The organism is Cellvibrio sp. ATLC23 (assembly GCF_057196725.1).
On record NZ_JBXUOS010000008.1, the window covers coordinates 108,125 to 126,048 of the forward strand.

The following is a 17,924-nucleotide window of genomic DNA, read 5'->3' on the forward strand; positions in this document are numbered from 1 at the left end:
TACTCCTTTGGCAAAAAACAATTAACGTTTAGTTGCAGCCTGCCGTTTTTCCGCTATAGCCATTTCATCCAAAATGGCGATATACAGGGCATCGGCACTGGCGACATACCCTTCCGGGCTCATGTGAACCAAATCCGGGCGCATAAAGGGTGTTTTTTGTTTGAGCCAAAATTGCGCGCCGCAATTGCCGCCCATCATTGCACTCCAATCCCAATACAGAGTGCGCTCTTGGCGGGCGATGCGCCGCTGGCTGTTTTGTACTTTGATCAAACTGGGCGGTAGCGGCACGCGGCAGCCACCATTGATATGGGGCGGGCGGGATTTGGCCGAGCTGGGCGCGCCGATTAATAGAATCGCCGCTTCTGGCGCGGCACCGCGCAGTGAGCGAATCGCTTGGCGCAGTTCGGCTTCGTAGGTTTCCGGCACCAAATCCGGGCCAAAAGCTTCGTTGGTGCCGTAGGCGAGGATGATTAATTGCGGGTTGCGCCATTGCAGTTGGCTGCGCAGCGTGGATGAATCCCAGCGGTTGATCACATTGGCGACTGAACCGTTGTTGCCCAGTGCATCCAGCGTAATGCCCGGCGCCATGCGGTCGAGAATAACTCCGCCCAATTTGCCGCCAGAGGGTGCAAGCAGTTTCAGCCCGCTTATTGTGTTGGCGTCCAACTCTTGGGTGCTCAAGCGCCAAGGCGCTTTGGCGTCACCTTGACCGGGCAATTTGTGTAGCTTGCCGCCGGGCAGAGCGAGGCTCCAGGGTGTTTGGCCAGAGTGTTGCCAAATGCTCAGACGCCATGGGCCAGCGGCTGGCGCTTCTTTGATTTTGATTTCGAGGATCGAATTGCCCGCCGAGGTGTTGATAAACCCACCGACCGGAAAGGCGCCGGAGTGTTTGCGCTGTTTGGCATCGCTCAGTTTCCAGTTGCCGATATTGCGCAACAAGGCTTGTTGGGAGCGCTGGTTGCTGATGTAACCCGGTGTTAACCAGCCGATACCGGCATTGCCGAATTGGTTCTGCAGGCGCAGGCGCAGTTGACCGCTGAAGTAATCGCCCGCGGTGTGGGAATCGCCCAATTGCATGATTCGAATTGGTTCCTGTCGTTGGTTGTTGTCCAGCGCGCGCAGGTTTTGCCAGAGTGCAGGTGCTTTGCGGTCGCCGTAATCCAGCAGGGGCGTGGTTTTATTGGTCGCCAGCGCCGGAATTGCGCTGCTGAACGCCAGTAGCCACAGGCCGAGAATTGCATACTTCATCGTTGGGTGATCTTGTTATCGGTTGCTGTATTAGCAGCATTGGTGGAATCAGCGGGAGCTTCGTTTGTGCTAGCGGCGCCAAATTGAGTGAGCGTCAGGCTCGCCAGCAGGCGATGGCCTTGGGTGGTGAAGTGCACGCCATCGTCGGTGCGCACCATAACACTGCCACGATCGGGCAGTTCGATAAACTTGGTAAAGCTGCTGCCATCGGTAGTGAGGCTGGGGTCGGTGGCGACAAAGCGGGCAAATAGCGGCATCTTGCTGGCTTCTTCGGCGTAAATCGCATTGAGTATCGGCGCTTTACCAACCAGATCTTCACGCCCCAGCGGTGGTACACCGAGCCAGATCAAGCGCGCGCGATGAGCCGCTGCGGTGTTGATAATTCGCGCCACCCGCTCGCGATAAACCTCCGCCCAAGGCTCGGAGCCAAAGCGAATATAGCGCCCGTGAATGGTCATATCCCAAGGGTCATTGGCGCCGAGAAACACGATTACCACCGAGTAATCTTCCAGCTCAAACGCATCTTCCACGGTTGCAGGCCAATCGAAAAATGCTGGGTAAGTCAGGCCGGTGCTGTGTTTACTCAAGTCCATGGTTTCGACTTTGTACTTGCGCTTGAGGCCGGTAATAAGGTGTGGCGCCAAGCCCTGCATCAATGAATCGCCCACCAGCAAAATGCGGTCATTGGCCGTGAGTGTGATCGGCCGCTGCGCGGCGGCGATGGCTTCGGGTGTGGCCTCGGGCAGTGGCTCAAGAAGCGTTGGTTCTAGGGAATCCGGTTGAAGGGCATCTGGCTCATCCCGATGCTCGGGCGCGGCAGTATCGGTTGGGCTGTTAATCGTCACACTAGCGGTCATCGCCGCAGCAGGTGTTGCGTACACCACCGGGTTCTCGTTAACCGCCGGTTTTACCTCTGTCTGTTGCGCGATAGGTTTTGGTTCAGGGCAGGCTTGGGTGATGACTTCCTGTTTCGGGCAAACTGGCGCGGCTACCACCGGCAATATCGGCGCGGGGATTGCCTTATCGCCAACCAATAACAGTTGGCCAGCGAGCAGCATACGGCTCTCGCTTTGCGCCATAACCCCAGCCCAATAATCGCTGGTATTCTGCCACTGCCGCTTCCACTCATTGATCAAGGGAGTGTCGGGCAAGTAGCTGCTAGTTTTAGGCAGGCTGCCAAACTCCAGCAATATATGGTGGGTCTGTTGCCAATATTGCAGCAAAGCGCTGCCCTTCACCGCCACCAGCAACAGGCTGGCGAAGGTGATGCCGAGTAAAGCTTTAAGGTGTTGCGATTCCGTATCCTGTACTGCACTCATAACGTCTTAATCCTGGCAACGTTAAAAACCAAAATAGATAAAACCCGGCATACCCGCCGGTGCCAATTCCATAATCAACAAAGCGATCGCGACTAGGGTTAAACCCTGGCCCCACCAAGGCAAAAGGCGCAAGGCAGCGGCCGATTTTTCCATCATAGGTTCAGCGCGGCGCGCGAGCATAAAGAACACTACCATAGCGGCCAGTAAACCAATCCAGTTCAGGCTGGGCAAGCTATCCCAACGGCTAAAACCGGCGGTATAAGTTGTCACCGCGTGCCAGTCCTCCGCGCGAAATAACAGCCAGCCAAAACACACAAAGGCAAAGGTCAGCCATTGGGTGATGGCATCGGGTAGCTTTAATGATGTGATTTTTTGCCAGCTATTTTGCGCAATCAACCCCAGCCCATGCCACAAACCCCAGACCACAAAAGTGGCGCTGGCGCCGTGCCAAAAGCCCGAGAGCACCATGGCGATCAATAAATTCACTTGCGTGCGCGCCCAACTCGCGCGGTTGCCGCCGAGGCTGATGTACACATAATCGCGAATCCAGCGCGACAGGGTGATATGCCAGCGCCGCCAAAAATCGCTCAAGCTAGTGGCGAGATAAGGCTGGCGGAAATTCACCGGCAAACTAAAACCGAGCAACAGCGCGAGCGCTGTGACCACATCGGTATAGCCGGAAAAATCGAAAAATAATTGCCAGGCATAGGCCATTAAACCGCAGGCCAATTCCAGCGCGTGGTAGCTCTCCGGGTCGGCAAACACCGGATTCACCCAAGCCTCTGCCAGCCAAGCCGAGAGCCATACCTTTTTTATCAACGCGGAGATAATCAATAAAATCGCCAATTCCGGCGCGACGATTTTACGCTCGTCCGGTGCTTGGATTTGCACAAGCAATTCATTTGGCCGACAAATCGGCCCCGCTAATAAGGTCGGGAAAAACGAGAGGTGCAACAAACCATCCAACAACTTCGCCGGTTTACATTCACCGCGCCCCACGCTGATCAAATAGGCCAAGCCTTGAAAGGTGTAAAACGAAATCCCCACCGGCAGCACAAACTCCAGCACCGGCAAGCTCGCGCCGTTAAATAATGGCGACAACAGCGCCAAAGATTCTTCGCGGAAAAAATTGTAGTACTTAAATATGCCGAGGTTAGCGAGCGCCAATACCACCCCAAGCATCATCGGCCAGCGCCGCCGCACACCATTGTGCCCATGCACCGCCTGCGCCAGCGCTAAAATCACCAGCGAAAAATTCAGCAGCAACAGCGCAAAACGCCAATCAAAACTGCAATAAAAAAGGTAACTCGCCACCAACAGCAACAGGTTCTGCGCCCCAACCCCACGCGCCGAACCCAACCACCAGTAAAACCACAAAAAACCAACAAAAACGAGTCCGAATTCCGGTGAGAGGTAATGCATCTACAACATCCATATAAACGTTAAACAAGAATAGGTTGAATAGGCAGCCATAATAAACAAACCTGCGCGTAAAATCATAAATCCGCGCACAGGGTAAATACTGCATTGGTTATCTTGCAGCATCGCGTATTTTATTGGTGGAGAAGTCTTATTCGGGAGTCAGCCTATGGCTCTGCAGATCAATTTGGTGGGTGCTGGTCTCGGCCGCGAGAGGAAGTTTAAGTAAGAAATCCCCGACCTTCATAATAAAACTTCAGGTGTCAATTAAGGGGGAGTTTCTACCACCGTCGCTTGTTACATTTGCATACTTTTTTCGTTTTCTGATTTGATACTATTTAATATTCTAATTAAATCAACAACATCATCTCGTCCAAAGTTCAATATTCCAGCAGCTGAATCAATGGTAACATACACCTCTGAATTTATTATTTGGGTGTATATGAACGATTTATTTTCTCCTAAGTTGGCTACAAACCGAATACCTTTTGTTTCGATAGTTTCGTCCAGTGTGCTATTCAGAATTTTTATAAACTCATTGATTTGTTCGGGCCAGACAGAAAGACTTGAAAGATATACTGTTCCTTTATATTTAACGTCACCTGGATTAACTACCAAATAAAGCCCTTCTTTACTCGTACCTTTTCTATAGGCGGTTACGTCTATTTTATTTTTAGCCTTAATCTGGCTATCCGTACTATGAGTATAAATAATTGAGTCTACTTGCCTTCCTGTAGAAGAAGCGCATGAAATTAAAAAGAAAATTAATAATAAGGCTAATTTTTTCATTTATGCATGTTTCCTGATTTGGAGTGTAATAGCCTATTCAACAGCCAAGGCCGTATCTTTACAGGCAGATTAACCCTACCCTTTAAAAATTACTAGATGCAGCAATACCTTGGCAAGCAGCAAAAATAAAATTTAATGAAAGAACATAGTCGCATTTGGCGCGAGCATAAATTACGCATTATTACACCGCTGGTTAGGTGCTAATTTCTATCGCTTGCTGAAAGGTTTTTTTTCCCCGTTGATAACGCTTTAATACACTTGCATCAGCAAAGACTTCCAATAATGCCGTCGTAAAGTCATAAACCCGCGCATCTTTTCCTATTTGTTCTGCAGCTGCTTCAAAGCCCTGTGTATGTGCATCGGCAAACATGGCGACATCTTCAATCATGCCGGTGGCGATTTCCATATTGCTGGGGTCGCCGTGGGATTGTTCGCAGGCGTTTGCATCGGTTGAATGAAAGTTGCGGCAGCGAAACGGGCGCGCTGGGTAAATGCTGCATTGGTTGTCCTGCAGCATTGGGCATTTAATATTGGTCGTTAAATGTTGTTCGGGGGTGAGGGTGCGAATGATTGCTGCATTGCTTTTTGCCTCTGCTAATACCGCTGCGATTTTTTCCACGCTACATGTTTTGCTCATATAATCTTTAATCAACAGCATCTCATGGGCGCGCACTTCTACTTTGTAATGACAACAAAATGCACAGCCTGCTTTGCAAGCCGGTTTGATTGAAGATACATCAATCGTTTTAGCGATTAAATTATCGTAGCGCTCGTAAGATTTGGTTAATGCTGCGTTTGCATCTTTTGCTTTTGCAAGTTGGCTGGCAGATTTTTGAAATTCGTTGAGCGCAGCTTGTTGGAAATCGTTTGTCATGGGGGCATCGCAAAATAAAAGTAGTTGATGGCGATAATGTTTTCTTAGCATCACAGCCAGTTATAAATGTGATTATTGAATACGTATGCAGCAGGCTGGTTAAATTGCAATAAATGGATTTAACTATAGCTAGCTGGAATTGCGCCACATTAGTGGTGCTTTTACTGCACTCTGTTAATGAAATAACAATAACTCTGGATAGAGCTAGGTTCACAACCATTTTTGTCAACTGGCCAGGTGTGCGATCCACGCCGCGCAGTCCGACATGTCGGGATAAATGTATCCGTTTCCAACGCTATTTTTTCGGGCTAAGGCTCGAGGGCACCTTGCTGCCTGCCAAAACACAATAAGCATAATTTACCACTATCAGCCGAGGTTTGTGCTGCAAAATACTCCGATTGCAGCGGCGAGCTTTTGCGAGGGAATCCTGAATGAAAACCAATGCATTATCACAATTTTTTTCCAAAACAACACTCACACTGACATTGGCCTTCGCCAGTATTGTCAGTGTGCAACAGGCCAGTGCCGACGCTATTTTACACGCGTTTGATTGGAACTATAGCGATGTTTCGGCCAAAGCGACGGAGATAAAAAATCTCGGTTACAAAGCGGTATTGGTTGCACCGCCGTTAAAATCCAACGCCACCAATGCCCAGTGGTGGCAGCGATATCAACCGCAGGATATTCGTGTTATCGACCATGCTCGCGGCAATAAACAAAGTTTTCAAACTATGGTCAATGCGTTAAACGCGCAGGGCGTAGAAGTATATGCCGATATTGTATTGAATCACATGGCCAATGAGCGCAATGGCGCGACCGATTTTCCCGGTGCTGCGGCCTTGAGCACTTATGCTTCCAACACAACTTACTGGAACAATCAGAAATTATTTGGCGATTTAACCCAGGGCTTATTTGGCGGCTCCGATTTTAATCCGGCCAATTGCATTGGCGATTACAACGATGTTTGGCAGGTGCAAAATTGGCGCTTGTGTGGTGGCAGTGGCGATACCGGCTTGCCAGATTTGAATCCTAATTCCTGGGTGGTAACACAGCAACGCAATTATTTAAGCGCGTTAAAAAGCATGGGTGTGAAAGGTTTTCGCGTCGATGCCGCCAAACATATGACCGCCTATCATATCAATCAAATTTTTACGTCCACCATTAAAACTAACATGTATGTGTTTGGCGAAATTATTACTGGTGGTGGAGCGGGAAATACAGACAACGATCGCTTTCTCAGCCCATACTTACGCGATACCGACCACAAAGCCTATGACTTTCCGTTGTTCCAAAGTATTCGCAATGCGTTCAGCATGGGCGGCAGTATGAGTTCACTGGTCGACCCACAAGCGGTTGGTCAGGCGATTGATAAATTTCGCGCAGTGACCTTTACGGTTAACCACGATATTCCACTCAATGCGGGTTTCCGCAGCTGGATATTGGATGCAACCGATGAGCGATTAGCCTATGCTTACATCATGGGGCGCGACGGTGGTAAACCATTGATTTTTAGTGATACGACAGGCACTGATAGCAATCGTTGGGTTAATGCTTACAAAGCATCCCATATCAGTGCCATGATTCGTTTCCACAACACAGTGCAAGGCCAAGGTATGGAAGTGTTGGCACACAACAGCTGCGCAATTTTATTCCGTCGCGGTGAAGAAGGTGTGGTGGGCATTAACAAGTGTGGCAGCCAACAAAACTTCAGCGTGAATACCAATAATCGCTTTAAGTGGTACCGCAATTATCGCGATGTATTAACCAATAATGCTTTGGTATACATCAACAGCAGTAATTACACCTTTGCGCTGCCTGCACGCACCGCACGTATGTGGTTACCTGAATAATTTTTATCACTCATCGTTATGCATAATAAAAACCGGCAGCAGGATGGTGCCGGTTTTTTCAATTAAAATATTACGAAGCAACAACTACCCCATCTATTTTCTACTACTTTCTATTGTGGTGTTTTTCAGGATTAGCAGTAGCATTTATTGCGGAAAACACAGCGCCTTCTTTTTTGCTGAATAGACTTAAAATTATCCACGGCGCTTGTTAAACCAAACCCATCTGGATGGCTTTTCGTGTTGCCTCTGCGCGAGACCCAACTTCAAGTTTTTGATATACATTTTTTAAATAACTTGCTGCTGTATTGTAAGTGATACCCAGTTCATCAGCAGCGCGTTGGACACTGTAACCTCGCGCTACTAATGCAAGTAATTTATGTTCGCGTGCCGATAAATTGGACTCTTGATTGGCAGGCCTGAATGTTTGCAAAATTCGTCGTGCAATTCCTGCTGATAAAGGCGGCTTGTTGGTAAGAATGCCGGAGAGTGCAGCATCGAATGCCTCTCCTAGGTCATCCTTTAGCAGATAGCCTTGCGCTCCAAGCCGTAAAGCTTCAAAAAGATGTTCGTCATCATCGAAAATAGTGGTAATAACAACCCAGGTTTTATCCTTGAGCTCACGATGTAACAACAAGTTACTGCCCCGGCCATCGGGTAGGCCAAGGTCGAGTAAAATAATGTCAGGCAGTATCTGGTTTACCTGCTGAATAGCATCGGCGAGCGTGGTAGCAAAAGAAACTTCAATACCGGGAAAGACTCGCATGAGTGATTCAGCTAGTGATTGTGCAACACCAGCAATATCTTCAACTACCAAGGCTGATTTCACCGTAACCTCTTAGTTTGCTATTAAATTGTAAATGTTTATGCTTAGGATGATCCAATGCAGGTGATTATAGTGTATGTGAATTTATGTCGCCGCAGATTCGTTTTCACAAAATGGTACAGATAACTCTATGCTAAATCGCCAATCACCCCATGTATTGATCTCCGCTTCTGCGCTGGTTTGTTCTGTCGTTGTGCTGCTCTGCGTGTATCTCGCTTTACATTTGCCTTGGCTCGGATTAAACATCGAATTCAACGCAACAAATAATCATTGGCAGTTGATCAATGTGGATCAACAGAGCAGCAATCGACGCACCATTGATGAGCATTTACAGCAGAATAGTCAGACTTTTCCGCTGCTTGTGCAAGGCTTTCAGCTTGGTGATAAGCAACAATTGTTGACGGATGTGTTATTTGTTGACGAGCCGGACACCCTGCCATCTTATGAGCAATTCAATCAGTTGATGCAAGATCAACAGGCATTATTTCGGGCAAGTGAGCGGGATGAGCTGTCATTAATTTTGCAAGATGGTCAACGCATTGCGATTCAAACAACCTCCCGCTCTTTAATCTCTCTGCCAGTATTGTTTTGGTTTCAATTATTTGTCGGAGTGGGTGGTGCATTAACCGGTGCGCTAGTGTGGGCTTCGCGTCGCCGCGATCCAGCGGCAATTTTATATGCGCTGACGGGGGTGGGTTATTTAATTTTTGCACCGGCAGCGGCGATTTACAGCACCCGTGAATTAATTATCAATGGTGAATTATTTCGTTTGCTTTCCGCACTTAACCATTTCGGTGCATTATTTTTTACTGCCTCACTGACTTCTTTGTTATGGACTTATCCGATTCGTTTGGGCAGTGCGAGAATTCCTGTTGCTATCTATGCAATTGCATTCGTCGCATGGTTATTGAATGTGCTGCAATGGATGGCACCGGCATTTATGCATCTTGCCGTATTGTTAATTTTTTCTATCAGTTTTGTTTTTTCTGCAGTGCAGTGGAAAAAAACGCGGAAGAATCCTAGCGCTCGCGCTGCGCTGCGTTGGTTTCTGTTATCTATTTACACCGCCACGGGTTTGTTTGCTGGATTTATTATTATCCCAGCGGCGTTGCATATTGCGCAGCCTGCGTCGCAAGGCATTATGTTCGGTGCTTTTTTGCTGATGTATTGGGGTTTGGCACTGGGGATTGTGAAATATCGTTTATTCCAATTGGAGCAGTGGTGGCATTCCATTACCGGATGGTTTGTCAGCGGTTTGTTTATTGTTGTGTTTGATATTGCCTTGGTCAGTGGTTTGGCGTTGCCGCAAGAGCTAGCCTTGCCAATTGCGTTGGCCATTGCCGGCTGGCTGTATTTTCCATTGCGTCAATTTTTATGGAGCCGCATTGGTAAACAGGCGAATCCAGGCATAAACACATGGATCGGAAATGTGTTGCCATTATTAATCGATCAGAGATCCGATGAGTCATTAAAAAGTAGTAGTGATCGCTGGCAGGAAATTTTACGCGAGGTGTGGCGTACGCCGCATGTAGAGCAGTGTACTGGGGAGTTAAAAAAGCCCGTCATTACCAATGATGGTTTGAGCTTATGGGTGCCTGCTTATCTTGAGCAACTGCCCTATCATTTTCGCGTTGATTTACCTGATGCGGGCGCGCGTTTATTTACGTCTGCCGATATTAAAACAGTGAAACACCTGCAGCAAATGATCGGCTTGGCATTGGCGCGAATCGATGCGCGTAATCAGGGTATGCAACTAGAGCGCGATAGAATCAGACGAGATATGCACGACGATCTGGGAGCAACACTGCTGAAACTATTACATGCAAGCAGTGAAGATACCAAGCCATTGGTGCGTGATGCGATTGCAGATATGCGCCAACTAGTCACAACCTTGGAGCAATATCCTGTCGATAAAAGTGTCGCGATTGCCAACTGGCGACAAGAAGCAGAAGAGCGGTGCAAAGTTGCTGGTGCGGAATTGCACTGGTCTGATCAGAGAGAAGACTTGCCGGAACTATTATCTGTGCGCACTTACACCAATCTCTCGCGAATATTGCGAGAATCAGTTAGTAACGCGCTCAAATATGCATCCCCTGCCGTTATTCGAGTTGAGTTCCAGCGAAATAAAATCACGCTTAATAATCCAATAATGACGGAAAAAGCTGTAGGCCATGGTAGTGGCTTGCGCATTATGCGCGAGCGTGCAGCGGAAATTAACGCTCTACTAGAGTGTAGGGACGAAGAGTCGAGCTACTCGATAAAGGTGTCTATCCCCCCTGAACAGGGGTAGCGCGAATCTGAGGGCTGGGCAATGCTGACAGGCTCACTCACCTGTCTCAAAAAGGAAAATACATAAATGAAAGCTAATCCCGGCATGTTTTCAGCAGTATTAATTGCCATTCTATTGGTTGGTTGTGGGGGCGATGGAAACAAGAAAAAATCATCCTCCTCATCAGGCAATATGAGCTCCGCGGTTACTAGCAGCGAAGCGACTGTCGGTAGCAGCACACCATCCAGTGTTGCTGCTAGCTCGATAGCCCCATCCAGTGCTGCTCCATCCAGTGTTGCTCCATCCAGTGCGACAACGTCTTCTATCGCCAGTAGTGCGCCAGCCAATGTGAGCTTGAGTGGCATAGCTGCTGTAGGTGCTGCCATTGTGAACGGAACAGTCACCGCGAAATGCGCTAATGGCAGTGGCTTTACTCAAACAGTAACGACCAATAGTCAAGGCGTTTACTCGGGCACTTTGCCGAATACCTCATTTCCTTGTGCATTACAAATCACTGGCGGTACCCCTGCAGTCACTTTACATAGTTATGCGCTGACCTCAGGTACTGTGAATATTACTCCGCTGACCGATTTGTTAATTGCCAGTGCAACAACCCAAGCTCCATCCACCTGGTTTCAAAGTACCAGTTGGCAAATTCTTGAAACACAATTGCAAACTGCACAAAACAATTTAAAAACGGCATTGAGCAATGCCAATTATGTTTTGCCGCAAGGCACTTTTAATCCCTTTACTGTCAGCTTTCAAATTGGCGATGTGTGGGATCAGTTGTTAGATCAAATTCAAGCAGCAATCAATGCGTCTAATACTTTGTCGACTTATGCAGATTTATTAAATCTTGTTAAAGATGGAAATCTAAATGCAATTCCACCTAAAAGCAGTGGCAATACTGGTGGAAGTGGAAGCGCTGCTTCTTGTTTTAATGCGGATCTCGCAAAACAAGGTACAAAAATTCAACTCAATTATAAGAGTACCGATGGCAACAGTAGCGCGGTTATTAATACTAGTGCAGCAATTGAAGTAAAAGGCAATGTTGCATTCAACGGCGTATCAACCATTGAATCAGTTAGCCAAACACAGGCCACAGGTGCTTCGCCCTCTACATCGACAACCAAGAGTTATTTAACGGTTGATGCCGGTGCAAAACGTTTTAGTTATCACGGCAGTGTTGTTGATGCTACAGCCCCGGTTGCTGTTAGCACCACAATTACTATAAATCCAGCGCGGCTCGAACGTTTTGATTTGAGTGCAGGTGAAAGTTATTCACAAACTTATAACTTAACGTCTGCTACTCAAGTACTTGGATTCCCGGTAAATACAGTAACTCAAATTGCTAGCACGGTGACATTTAAAGGTATAGAGATGGTCACTGTGCCGGCGGGAAGTTTTAGCACCTGTCGCATCGAAACCAGCAATCAAACCACAACGTCTGGAGTAACGACAAATAGTGTTTCTACTAGCTGGTTTAGTGTAGATACAGGTATTTCTGTACGCACCGAATCACAGGGGGATATTAGCGAATTGGTGTCCGCAACAATTAATGGAAAAGCGATTTAAACCTGTAAAAAAGACTATTGGTTTTTAGCTGTGTAAGCGCCGGTATCGATAAATAATTTAACATTTCTCGATGCCGGTGTTTTTTCGTGTACATTCTCTTTCGATCAACCCTTTCAATTCCCGCCAAAAATCCGCCCCAAAAGCAATGGCACACTAGCTGCCGCTCGAGTACGTCAATAAGCTGGCAGAAGTAAGTGTTTATTAACGTTATTTTTCTCGTCTACCTCAATCACTGCCTATACTCATGCCTAATGAAGCCGTTGCAATTGACAGAACCACTAAAAACATAAGACCTCTCTATGGAACGTTATTTACTTCGCACCCTCGGCGACCACATGCTCGACCTTATCTATGCCAAGGACGAAAACGGCCGGTTTATCTATGCCAATGTGGCTTTGGTAAATATGACCGGTGCAGAATCGGTAGAGAGTATATTGGGCAAAACCGATTTTGATCTTAATCCTCCTGCCGCAGCGCAAGCCTATGTTGACGATGATCAATGGGTGATGCGTACTGGACAGGCGTTGGTGGCGCGCGTGGAGCTGTTAAAAAATGCTAAGACTGGCGAGTCTCATTGGCATTCTACAACCAAGGTTCCGCTCCGGGATGACAACGGCAGGATTATTGGCATCATCGGTATTAGCCGCGATATCACTCAAACCAAACAAGCCGAGTTCAATGCGCGCGACGAGAATGCGGAATTAGAAAAGCGGGTTGCGCAGCGCACTGCCGAACTGCAAGCCATAAGTACGACTCTTGAGCAGGAGCGCAATTTAATGCGCACTTTGGTTGATGCTGTGCCTGACAGTATTTTTATCAAAGACATCAACAGCAAATTTTTGTTGGCGAACGATGCCGTTGCTCGAGGCATGGGTACTACACCGGAGAATCTGATCGGCAGGGATGATTTTGACTTCTTCCCGCAAGAGATGGCGCAGAATTTTTTTGAAGATGAACAAACTGTAGTGCGTACCGGTGAAGGATTAGTTAACCGGGAAGAAATGGCGGTCAATAAAGAGACCGGTAATATGCGCTGGTTTTTAACCACCAAACTCCCCGTGCGCAATGACAAAGGCGAAACCGTTGCGCTGGTCGGTATTGGTCGCGATATTACTTTAAGGCGCCGCGCTGAGCGCGCCTTGCGTGAAAGTGAAGCGCGCTTTCGCAGTTTGATTGAATTGTCGTCCGACTGGTATTGGGAGCAAGATGCGGATTTACAATTTATCGAATTTGAAGACCCCAACAACAAATCCAGCTATCAGCGCGACGAGGTTCTGGGCAAGGATTTAAAGGTGTTGCCCGGCACTGAACTTTTATCGGAGTCCTGGATTGAATACGACGACCTGGTGGCGGAACGCAGCCCTTTTCGCGATTTGGAATTGCGCCGCGTAGCGGATAATGGCAATACCTATTTTATTAGTTTAACCGGATTGCCCGTATTTGATGAAAACGGCAAGTTTCGCGGCTATCGTGGAATCGGCCGCGATATTACCGAGCGCAAACGCTCAGAGGAGCATATTCATTATCTCGCCACACATGACAGCTTAACCTCACTGCCTAATCGTTTTATGTTTAGCCAAATTCTGAATTTGGCGATTGAGTCGTCCCATCGCTATCACCGCAAGCTCGCCGTTCTTTTTATCGATTTAGATAGATTTAAAAATATTAACGACACGCTGGGCCATGAGGCGGGCGATTTTTTATTGCGCGAAATGGCCATGCGTCTGAAGCAATGTCTGCGAGCCAGCGATGTGGTGGGGCGTTTGGGTGGCGATGAGTTTGTCATTTTGTTGCCCGAGATAGAAAACACCGAGCAAATAGCCACAGTTGCAAAGAAAATTTTGGCGGCGACAATCAATCCTATCGACATTAATGGGCAGGAGTGTCGCGTTACCGCAAGCATTGGTATAAGCCTGTACCCTGAAGATGGCATAGGCGAACAGACGCTGATGAAAAATGCCGACATCGCCATGTATCGCGCGAAGGAAGAAGGCAAAAATAATTATCAATTTTATTCGCCCAATATTGAAGCTCGCTCACTGGAACGGCTAGTGCTGGAAAATAATTTGCGCATGGCACTAGAACGCAATGAGTTTTTCTTGCACTATCAGGCAAAACGCAATCTACAAACTGGCAAAATAGCCGGCGTTGAGGCCTTGGTGCGCTGGCAACACCCTGAGCTGGGAATTATTTCGCCGGCACAATTTATTCCCCTCGCAGAAGAAACTGGCTTAATTGTATTAATTGGCCGCTGGGTTTTAAAAACCGCCTGCGCGCAAAATGTTGCCTGGTTGCAACAAGGCTTGCCACCACTGTGTATGGCAGTGAATTTATCGGTGCGACAGTTTTTTGATGAACAATTAATTGATGATGTTGCCGACGCATTGAGTGAATCGGGCATGCAACCGCAATTGTTGGAAATGGAAATTACCGAAGGCATGGTAATGCAAGATGCAGAGCGCGCCATTCGCATCCTCACCGCAATCAAAGCGTTGGGTGTGCGTTTGGCGATTGATGATTTTGGTGTGGGTTATTCATCGCTCGCGCAAATAAAGCGCTTCCCCATTGATACCTTAAAAGTGGACAGTTCTTTTATTCGCGATATTCCGCAAAACCCTCAGGACCGCGCCATCACTGAAGCTATTATCGCTATGGGCAGAACATTGAGTTTGACTGTCATCGCCGAGGGTGTAGAAACACAAGAACAAGAAGAGTTTTTACGTGATCATGCTTGTGATCAATCCCAAGGTTATTATTTTAGTAAACCTATTTCGCCGGAAGATTTTGTCAGCTTTATGAGGGCGCAAGCGGCAAGCACGAGTGTTTATCCGCTGGCCGCCAATAAAAAATAATTATCCTACTACTGATTGATTGAGCAACTCCCGGCGCGCCTGTTTCATCACCTGCCAGGCCGCCGTTAACGCGAGCGATGCCATAATGCTGGCAACAACTAAATCCGGCCAGGCGGTTCCAGTGCCAAATACACCAATGGCCGCAATAATCACCGCGATATTGCCCAGCGCATCGTTGCGGGTACAAAGCCAAACACTGCGCATATTGCTGTCGCCATTGCGATAGGCGTAGAGCAAAATTGCCACTCCAAGGTTGGCCGCAAGAGCGAGTAATCCCACCAAACTCATGGTCTGCGCATCGGGTAATACACCGGTAATTAAATTCCAGACAGCGTGAATTAAAATTCCAATGCCAAACAGCGCCATAGAAGTGGCTTTAAACAGCGCCGCTTTTGCTCGCGCCTGCACACTCATCGCCAACACCCAGATGCTAATGCCGTAGTTGGCTGCATCACCAAAAAAATCAATCGCATCGGCCAAGAGTGAAACCGAACCCGAACGCATACTAAAAACAATTTCTAGCACAAACATAGCAGCGTTGACGATTAACGCGACCCATAAAATACGGCGGTATTTTGGATCGGGTGAATGCGATGGCTCATGATTGTGGTCGTGATGGCAACAGCTGGCGCCCATTGCTAACCTCTCAAAATTCAAAACGGAGTGAATTAGACGAGCCCGCAGCGTTTGCGAATTCGGCTTAATGCAACAGGGGTAATGCCCAAATACTGCGCTATATCCTGTTGCGTGACTCGCGCCAACAAATTCTCTTGTGCTTCTAACAGGCGCAAGTAGCGCTCTTCTGCGCTCAAACAAAGAAACTCAAATTCGCGCGCTTCTTTCTTCATTGCTAACTTTAGCAACAATTGATTCAACCAACGCGCTAAATCAGCTCGCTGGGTTGCGGCATTCATTAAAACCCCAGCATTGATTTCAAGGGCGTGAGTAGGCTCTAGGGCCTTAATACTGAATGAGCAGGCCTGGCCTGCAACTAGCGCCTGCATGCTGCCAATCACCTCACCGGCGCCAATAAATGACTTAATAAAGTCCTTGCCGTGACGTGTGTGGTAGTAGGCTTTCACTAAACCCTCCTGAATGCAAAACAAACTTCCCTGCACTTGCCCCTGCTGTTGAATGAGGCTGCCTTTAGGAAAATGTCGTTTTGTGCCTAAAGAAACGAGAATGTCTTGCACGGGTAGCGTCCTTGAGAAGCGGTTTGTTAACTCAGGTTAATGAATATCGGTAAAACCCTTTTTAAACTCAGCGAGATTGAATAGCAATAGGACTCGCGGCTTAGCGACCAAACAAAAGGGCATAGTATGAAATTACAGGGGCGCAGTATTTTGATCACAGGGGGCACCTCGGGCATAGGTTTAGCGCTGGTCAGTGAGTTGGCGCAGCGCAATAAATCGATAATTGTATTGGCGCGGGATTCGCAGAAACTCAATACCTTGGCTGCCACTTACCCCAATGTGATCCCTTATGCTTGCGCTCTGAATCAATCGCTGCCGCTTGTTGAACAGCTGGAAAAAATTTGCGTTCAGCATCCTGAAATTTCCATTGTGATTAACAATGCCGCAGTGCAATTCGCAGTGCGATTTACCGATGAAGATTTCAATGCGGATTCTATCACCACAGAAGTGGCAACCAACCTTACGGCGCCGCTGCTAATCTGCGCCACAATGATAAAACCCTTGATCAGGCAAGGACAATCAGCGGCCATTGTCAATATCAACTCCGGACTCGCTTACTCCCCTAAAACCAGCTCAGCCGTCTATTGCGCAACTAAAGCTGGCTTACACAATTTTAGTATCAGCCTCGGCTATCAATTAGCGCCGACCAAAATAAATGTTATTGAGGTTATTTTGCCATTAGTGGATACACCCATGACCCAAGGGCGCGGCAGCGGAAAAATTTCGGCAGAACAGGCTGCGCAGGAGATTATAAAAGGCATAGAACAAAATAAATCCACCATCTATGTTGGCAAGACCAAATGGCTGCCGCTATTGCTGCGCCTGGCGCCGAACCTGGTCGCAAAGATGATGAAAAATGCATAGTGCATGTGCCAAAGAAAATACCGAACACAAAAAACAAATACATAATGAAATTGAAAGAGGTGCTTCAGTGAAACAGATATTGATTATCGGTGCCCTGCTAGCCAGTGTTTTTGCAGCAACCTTTTTGCTGATCAATCTCACGGGCATTTTGTCGCTTGCGGATATTACTCGCTGGCTGACAAGCGCAAGTGAAATACATCCAGGCTACTTGGTGTTAGTGGTCATTGGATTACTCTTGCTGGATCTATTTATTGCCGTGCCTACAATGACAGTCTGCATTTTAGCGGGATATTTTTTGGGTGCAGTCGCAGGAGGCATATCGGCGGCGGCAGGTTTGCTATTAACGGGTCTGCTCGGTTACGGAATTAGCTATGTTTCCGGCGAGCGATTATTGCGCAAGATATATGCTAACCCACAAAAAATACAGGATATGCAGCAGACTTTTGCCACCCATTCAGGCGCGCTAATTTTATTATGCCGCGCATTACCTATATTGCCAGAGGTGGTTATTTGTTTGGCCGGCATCAATAAAATGCCGCTGTTAAAATTCATGGCGTTTTATAGTTTATCCTCTTTGCCATACGCATTGATTACCGCCTTCGCTGGCTCTCAGAGCAGCCTGGCTGATCCTAAACCAGCCATTTTGACCGCGATAGTTATTTCGCTGAGCTTATGGTGTTGTTGGTTTATATTTTTACGGCATTATCGAGTGAAGAAAAAAAATCATTCAACCTGATTAATTTTTAAAAAAGATAACGGGCATAAAACCCATTATCTTTTTGAATCAATAATCTCCGCTTACCACAGTTCAATCCCAAAACGTTTTACCACCATAGCGGCGGTGATTAG

Annotated in this window: 14 protein-coding genes; 6 read left to right on the forward strand and 8 right to left on the reverse strand. The window is 47.5% G+C overall.

Annotated features, from left to right (window positions below; all coding sequences use genetic code 11):
• Nucleotides 1-21 precede the first annotated feature (21 nt).
• From AC2CG4_RS13785 to AC2CG4_RS13805, 5 genes are all read right to left on the reverse strand, one after another.
• Nucleotides 22-1,248, reverse strand: coding sequence for a GDSL-type esterase/lipase family protein (locus AC2CG4_RS13785; RefSeq protein WP_484486814.1), 1,227 nt, complete (start codon nt 1,246-1,248; stop codon nt 22-24).
• The gene (locus tag AC2CG4_RS13790) at nt 1,245-2,567 is read right to left on the reverse strand and encodes an SGNH/GDSL hydrolase family protein (protein WP_484486815.1); all 1,323 of its coding nucleotides are present in this window, start codon (nt 2,565-2,567) and stop codon (nt 1,245-1,247) included. The genes AC2CG4_RS13785 and AC2CG4_RS13790 overlap by 4 nt, the downstream gene beginning before the upstream one ends.
• Before the next feature lie 21 nt (nt 2,568-2,588).
• Nucleotides 2,589-3,989, reverse strand: coding sequence for an MBOAT family O-acyltransferase (locus tag AC2CG4_RS13795; RefSeq protein ID WP_484486816.1), 1,401 nt, complete (start codon nt 3,987-3,989; stop codon nt 2,589-2,591).
• Nucleotides 3,990-4,283: 294 nt separating this feature from the next.
• A complete protein-coding gene (locus AC2CG4_RS13800) occupies nt 4,284-4,775 on the reverse strand; it encodes a hypothetical protein (RefSeq protein WP_484486817.1) in 492 nt (163 codons plus the stop codon).
• A gap of 193 nt (nt 4,776-4,968) precedes the next feature.
• On the reverse strand, nt 4,969-5,649 hold the full coding sequence (locus tag AC2CG4_RS13805) for a YkgJ family cysteine cluster protein (RefSeq protein ID WP_484486818.1): 681 nt from the start codon (nt 5,647-5,649) through the stop codon (nt 4,969-4,971).
• 431 nt (nt 5,650-6,080) lie between these two features.
• On the opposite strand from AC2CG4_RS13805, the gene AC2CG4_RS13810 reads away from it, so the two are divergent.
• Entirely contained in the window at nt 6,081-7,499 is a 1,419-nt protein-coding gene (locus tag AC2CG4_RS13810; RefSeq protein WP_484486819.1) for an alpha-amylase family protein, read from the forward strand.
• Between the two features lie 208 nt (nt 7,500-7,707).
• On the opposite strand, the gene AC2CG4_RS13815 is transcribed toward AC2CG4_RS13810, so the two are convergent.
• The gene (locus AC2CG4_RS13815; RefSeq protein ID WP_484486820.1) at nt 7,708-8,325 is read right to left on the reverse strand and encodes a response regulator; all 618 of its coding nucleotides are present in this window, start codon (nt 8,323-8,325) and stop codon (nt 7,708-7,710) included.
• 127 nt (nt 8,326-8,452) lie between these two features.
• On the opposite strand from AC2CG4_RS13815, the gene AC2CG4_RS13820 reads away from it, so the two are divergent.
• The 3 genes from AC2CG4_RS13820 (at nt 8,453) to AC2CG4_RS13830 (ending at nt 15,018) form a co-directional block, all read left to right on the forward strand.
• Nucleotides 8,453-10,612 (forward strand): sensor histidine kinase, encoded by a 2,160-nt coding sequence (locus AC2CG4_RS13820; RefSeq protein ID WP_484486821.1) that lies wholly within the window; start codon nt 8,453-8,455, stop codon nt 10,610-10,612.
• A 66-nt stretch (nt 10,613-10,678) separates the two neighbouring features.
• Nucleotides 10,679-12,166 (forward strand): TapB family protein, encoded by a 1,488-nt coding sequence (locus tag AC2CG4_RS13825; protein ID WP_484486822.1) that lies wholly within the window; start codon nt 10,679-10,681, stop codon nt 12,164-12,166.
• 299 nt (nt 12,167-12,465) lie between these two features.
• Nucleotides 12,466-15,018, forward strand: coding sequence for a sensor domain-containing protein (locus AC2CG4_RS13830; RefSeq protein ID WP_484486823.1), 2,553 nt, complete (start codon nt 12,466-12,468; stop codon nt 15,016-15,018).
• On the opposite strand, the gene AC2CG4_RS13835 is transcribed toward AC2CG4_RS13830, so the two are convergent.
• Together AC2CG4_RS13835 and AC2CG4_RS13840 are read right to left on the reverse strand one after the other, a co-directional pair.
• Complete coding sequence (locus AC2CG4_RS13835; protein ID WP_484486824.1) at nt 15,019-15,654, reverse strand: cation efflux transmembrane domain-containing protein; 636 nt, start codon at nt 15,652-15,654, stop codon at nt 15,019-15,021.
• Between the two features lie 32 nt (nt 15,655-15,686).
• On the reverse strand, nt 15,687-16,211 hold the full coding sequence (locus AC2CG4_RS13840; RefSeq protein WP_484486825.1) for a Crp/Fnr family transcriptional regulator: 525 nt from the start codon (nt 16,209-16,211) through the stop codon (nt 15,687-15,689).
• A gap of 126 nt (nt 16,212-16,337) precedes the next feature.
• Between AC2CG4_RS13840 and AC2CG4_RS13845 the strand changes: the two genes are divergently transcribed.
• Entirely contained in the window at nt 16,338-17,075 is a 738-nt protein-coding gene (locus AC2CG4_RS13845; RefSeq protein WP_484486826.1) for an SDR family oxidoreductase, read from the forward strand.
• Between the two features lie 211 nt (nt 17,076-17,286).
• Nucleotides 17,287-17,811: a VTT domain-containing protein gene (locus tag AC2CG4_RS13850; RefSeq protein ID WP_484486827.1), complete on the forward strand. Its 525-nt coding sequence runs from the start codon at nt 17,287-17,289 to the stop codon at nt 17,809-17,811.
• Nucleotides 17,812-17,924: the final 113 nt, after the last annotated feature.

What these genes read in the sequence shown, in the direction of transcription:
- AC2CG4_RS13795 (WP_484486816.1), bottom strand. Translation starts at nt 3,989, where the DNA reads ATGCATTACCTCTCACCGGAATTCGGACTCGTTTTTGTTGGTTTTTTG.
- AC2CG4_RS13835 (WP_484486824.1), bottom strand. Translation starts at nt 15,654, where the DNA reads ATGGGCGCCAGCTGTTGCCATCACGACCACAATCATGAGCCATCGCAT.
- AC2CG4_RS13825 (WP_484486822.1), top strand. Translation starts at nt 10,679, where the DNA reads ATGAAAGCTAATCCCGGCATGTTTTCAGCAGTATTAATTGCCATTCTA.
- AC2CG4_RS13785 (WP_484486814.1), bottom strand. Translation starts at nt 1,248, where the DNA reads ATGAAGTATGCAATTCTCGGCCTGTGGCTACTGGCGTTCAGCAGCGCA.
- AC2CG4_RS13810 (WP_484486819.1), top strand. Translation starts at nt 6,081, where the DNA reads ATGAAAACCAATGCATTATCACAATTTTTTTCCAAAACAACACTCACA.
- AC2CG4_RS13790 (WP_484486815.1), bottom strand. Translation starts at nt 2,567, where the DNA reads ATGAGTGCAGTACAGGATACGGAATCGCAACACCTTAAAGCTTTACTC.
- AC2CG4_RS13830 (WP_484486823.1), top strand. Translation starts at nt 12,466, where the DNA reads ATGGAACGTTATTTACTTCGCACCCTCGGCGACCACATGCTCGACCTT.
- AC2CG4_RS13805 (WP_484486818.1), bottom strand. Translation starts at nt 5,649, where the DNA reads ATGACAAACGATTTCCAACAAGCTGCGCTCAACGAATTTCAAAAATCT.
- AC2CG4_RS13845 (WP_484486826.1), top strand. Translation starts at nt 16,338, where the DNA reads ATGAAATTACAGGGGCGCAGTATTTTGATCACAGGGGGCACCTCGGGC.
- AC2CG4_RS13800 (WP_484486817.1), bottom strand. Translation starts at nt 4,775, where the DNA reads ATGAAAAAATTAGCCTTATTATTAATTTTCTTTTTAATTTCATGCGCT.
- AC2CG4_RS13820 (WP_484486821.1), top strand. Translation starts at nt 8,453, where the DNA reads ATGCTAAATCGCCAATCACCCCATGTATTGATCTCCGCTTCTGCGCTG.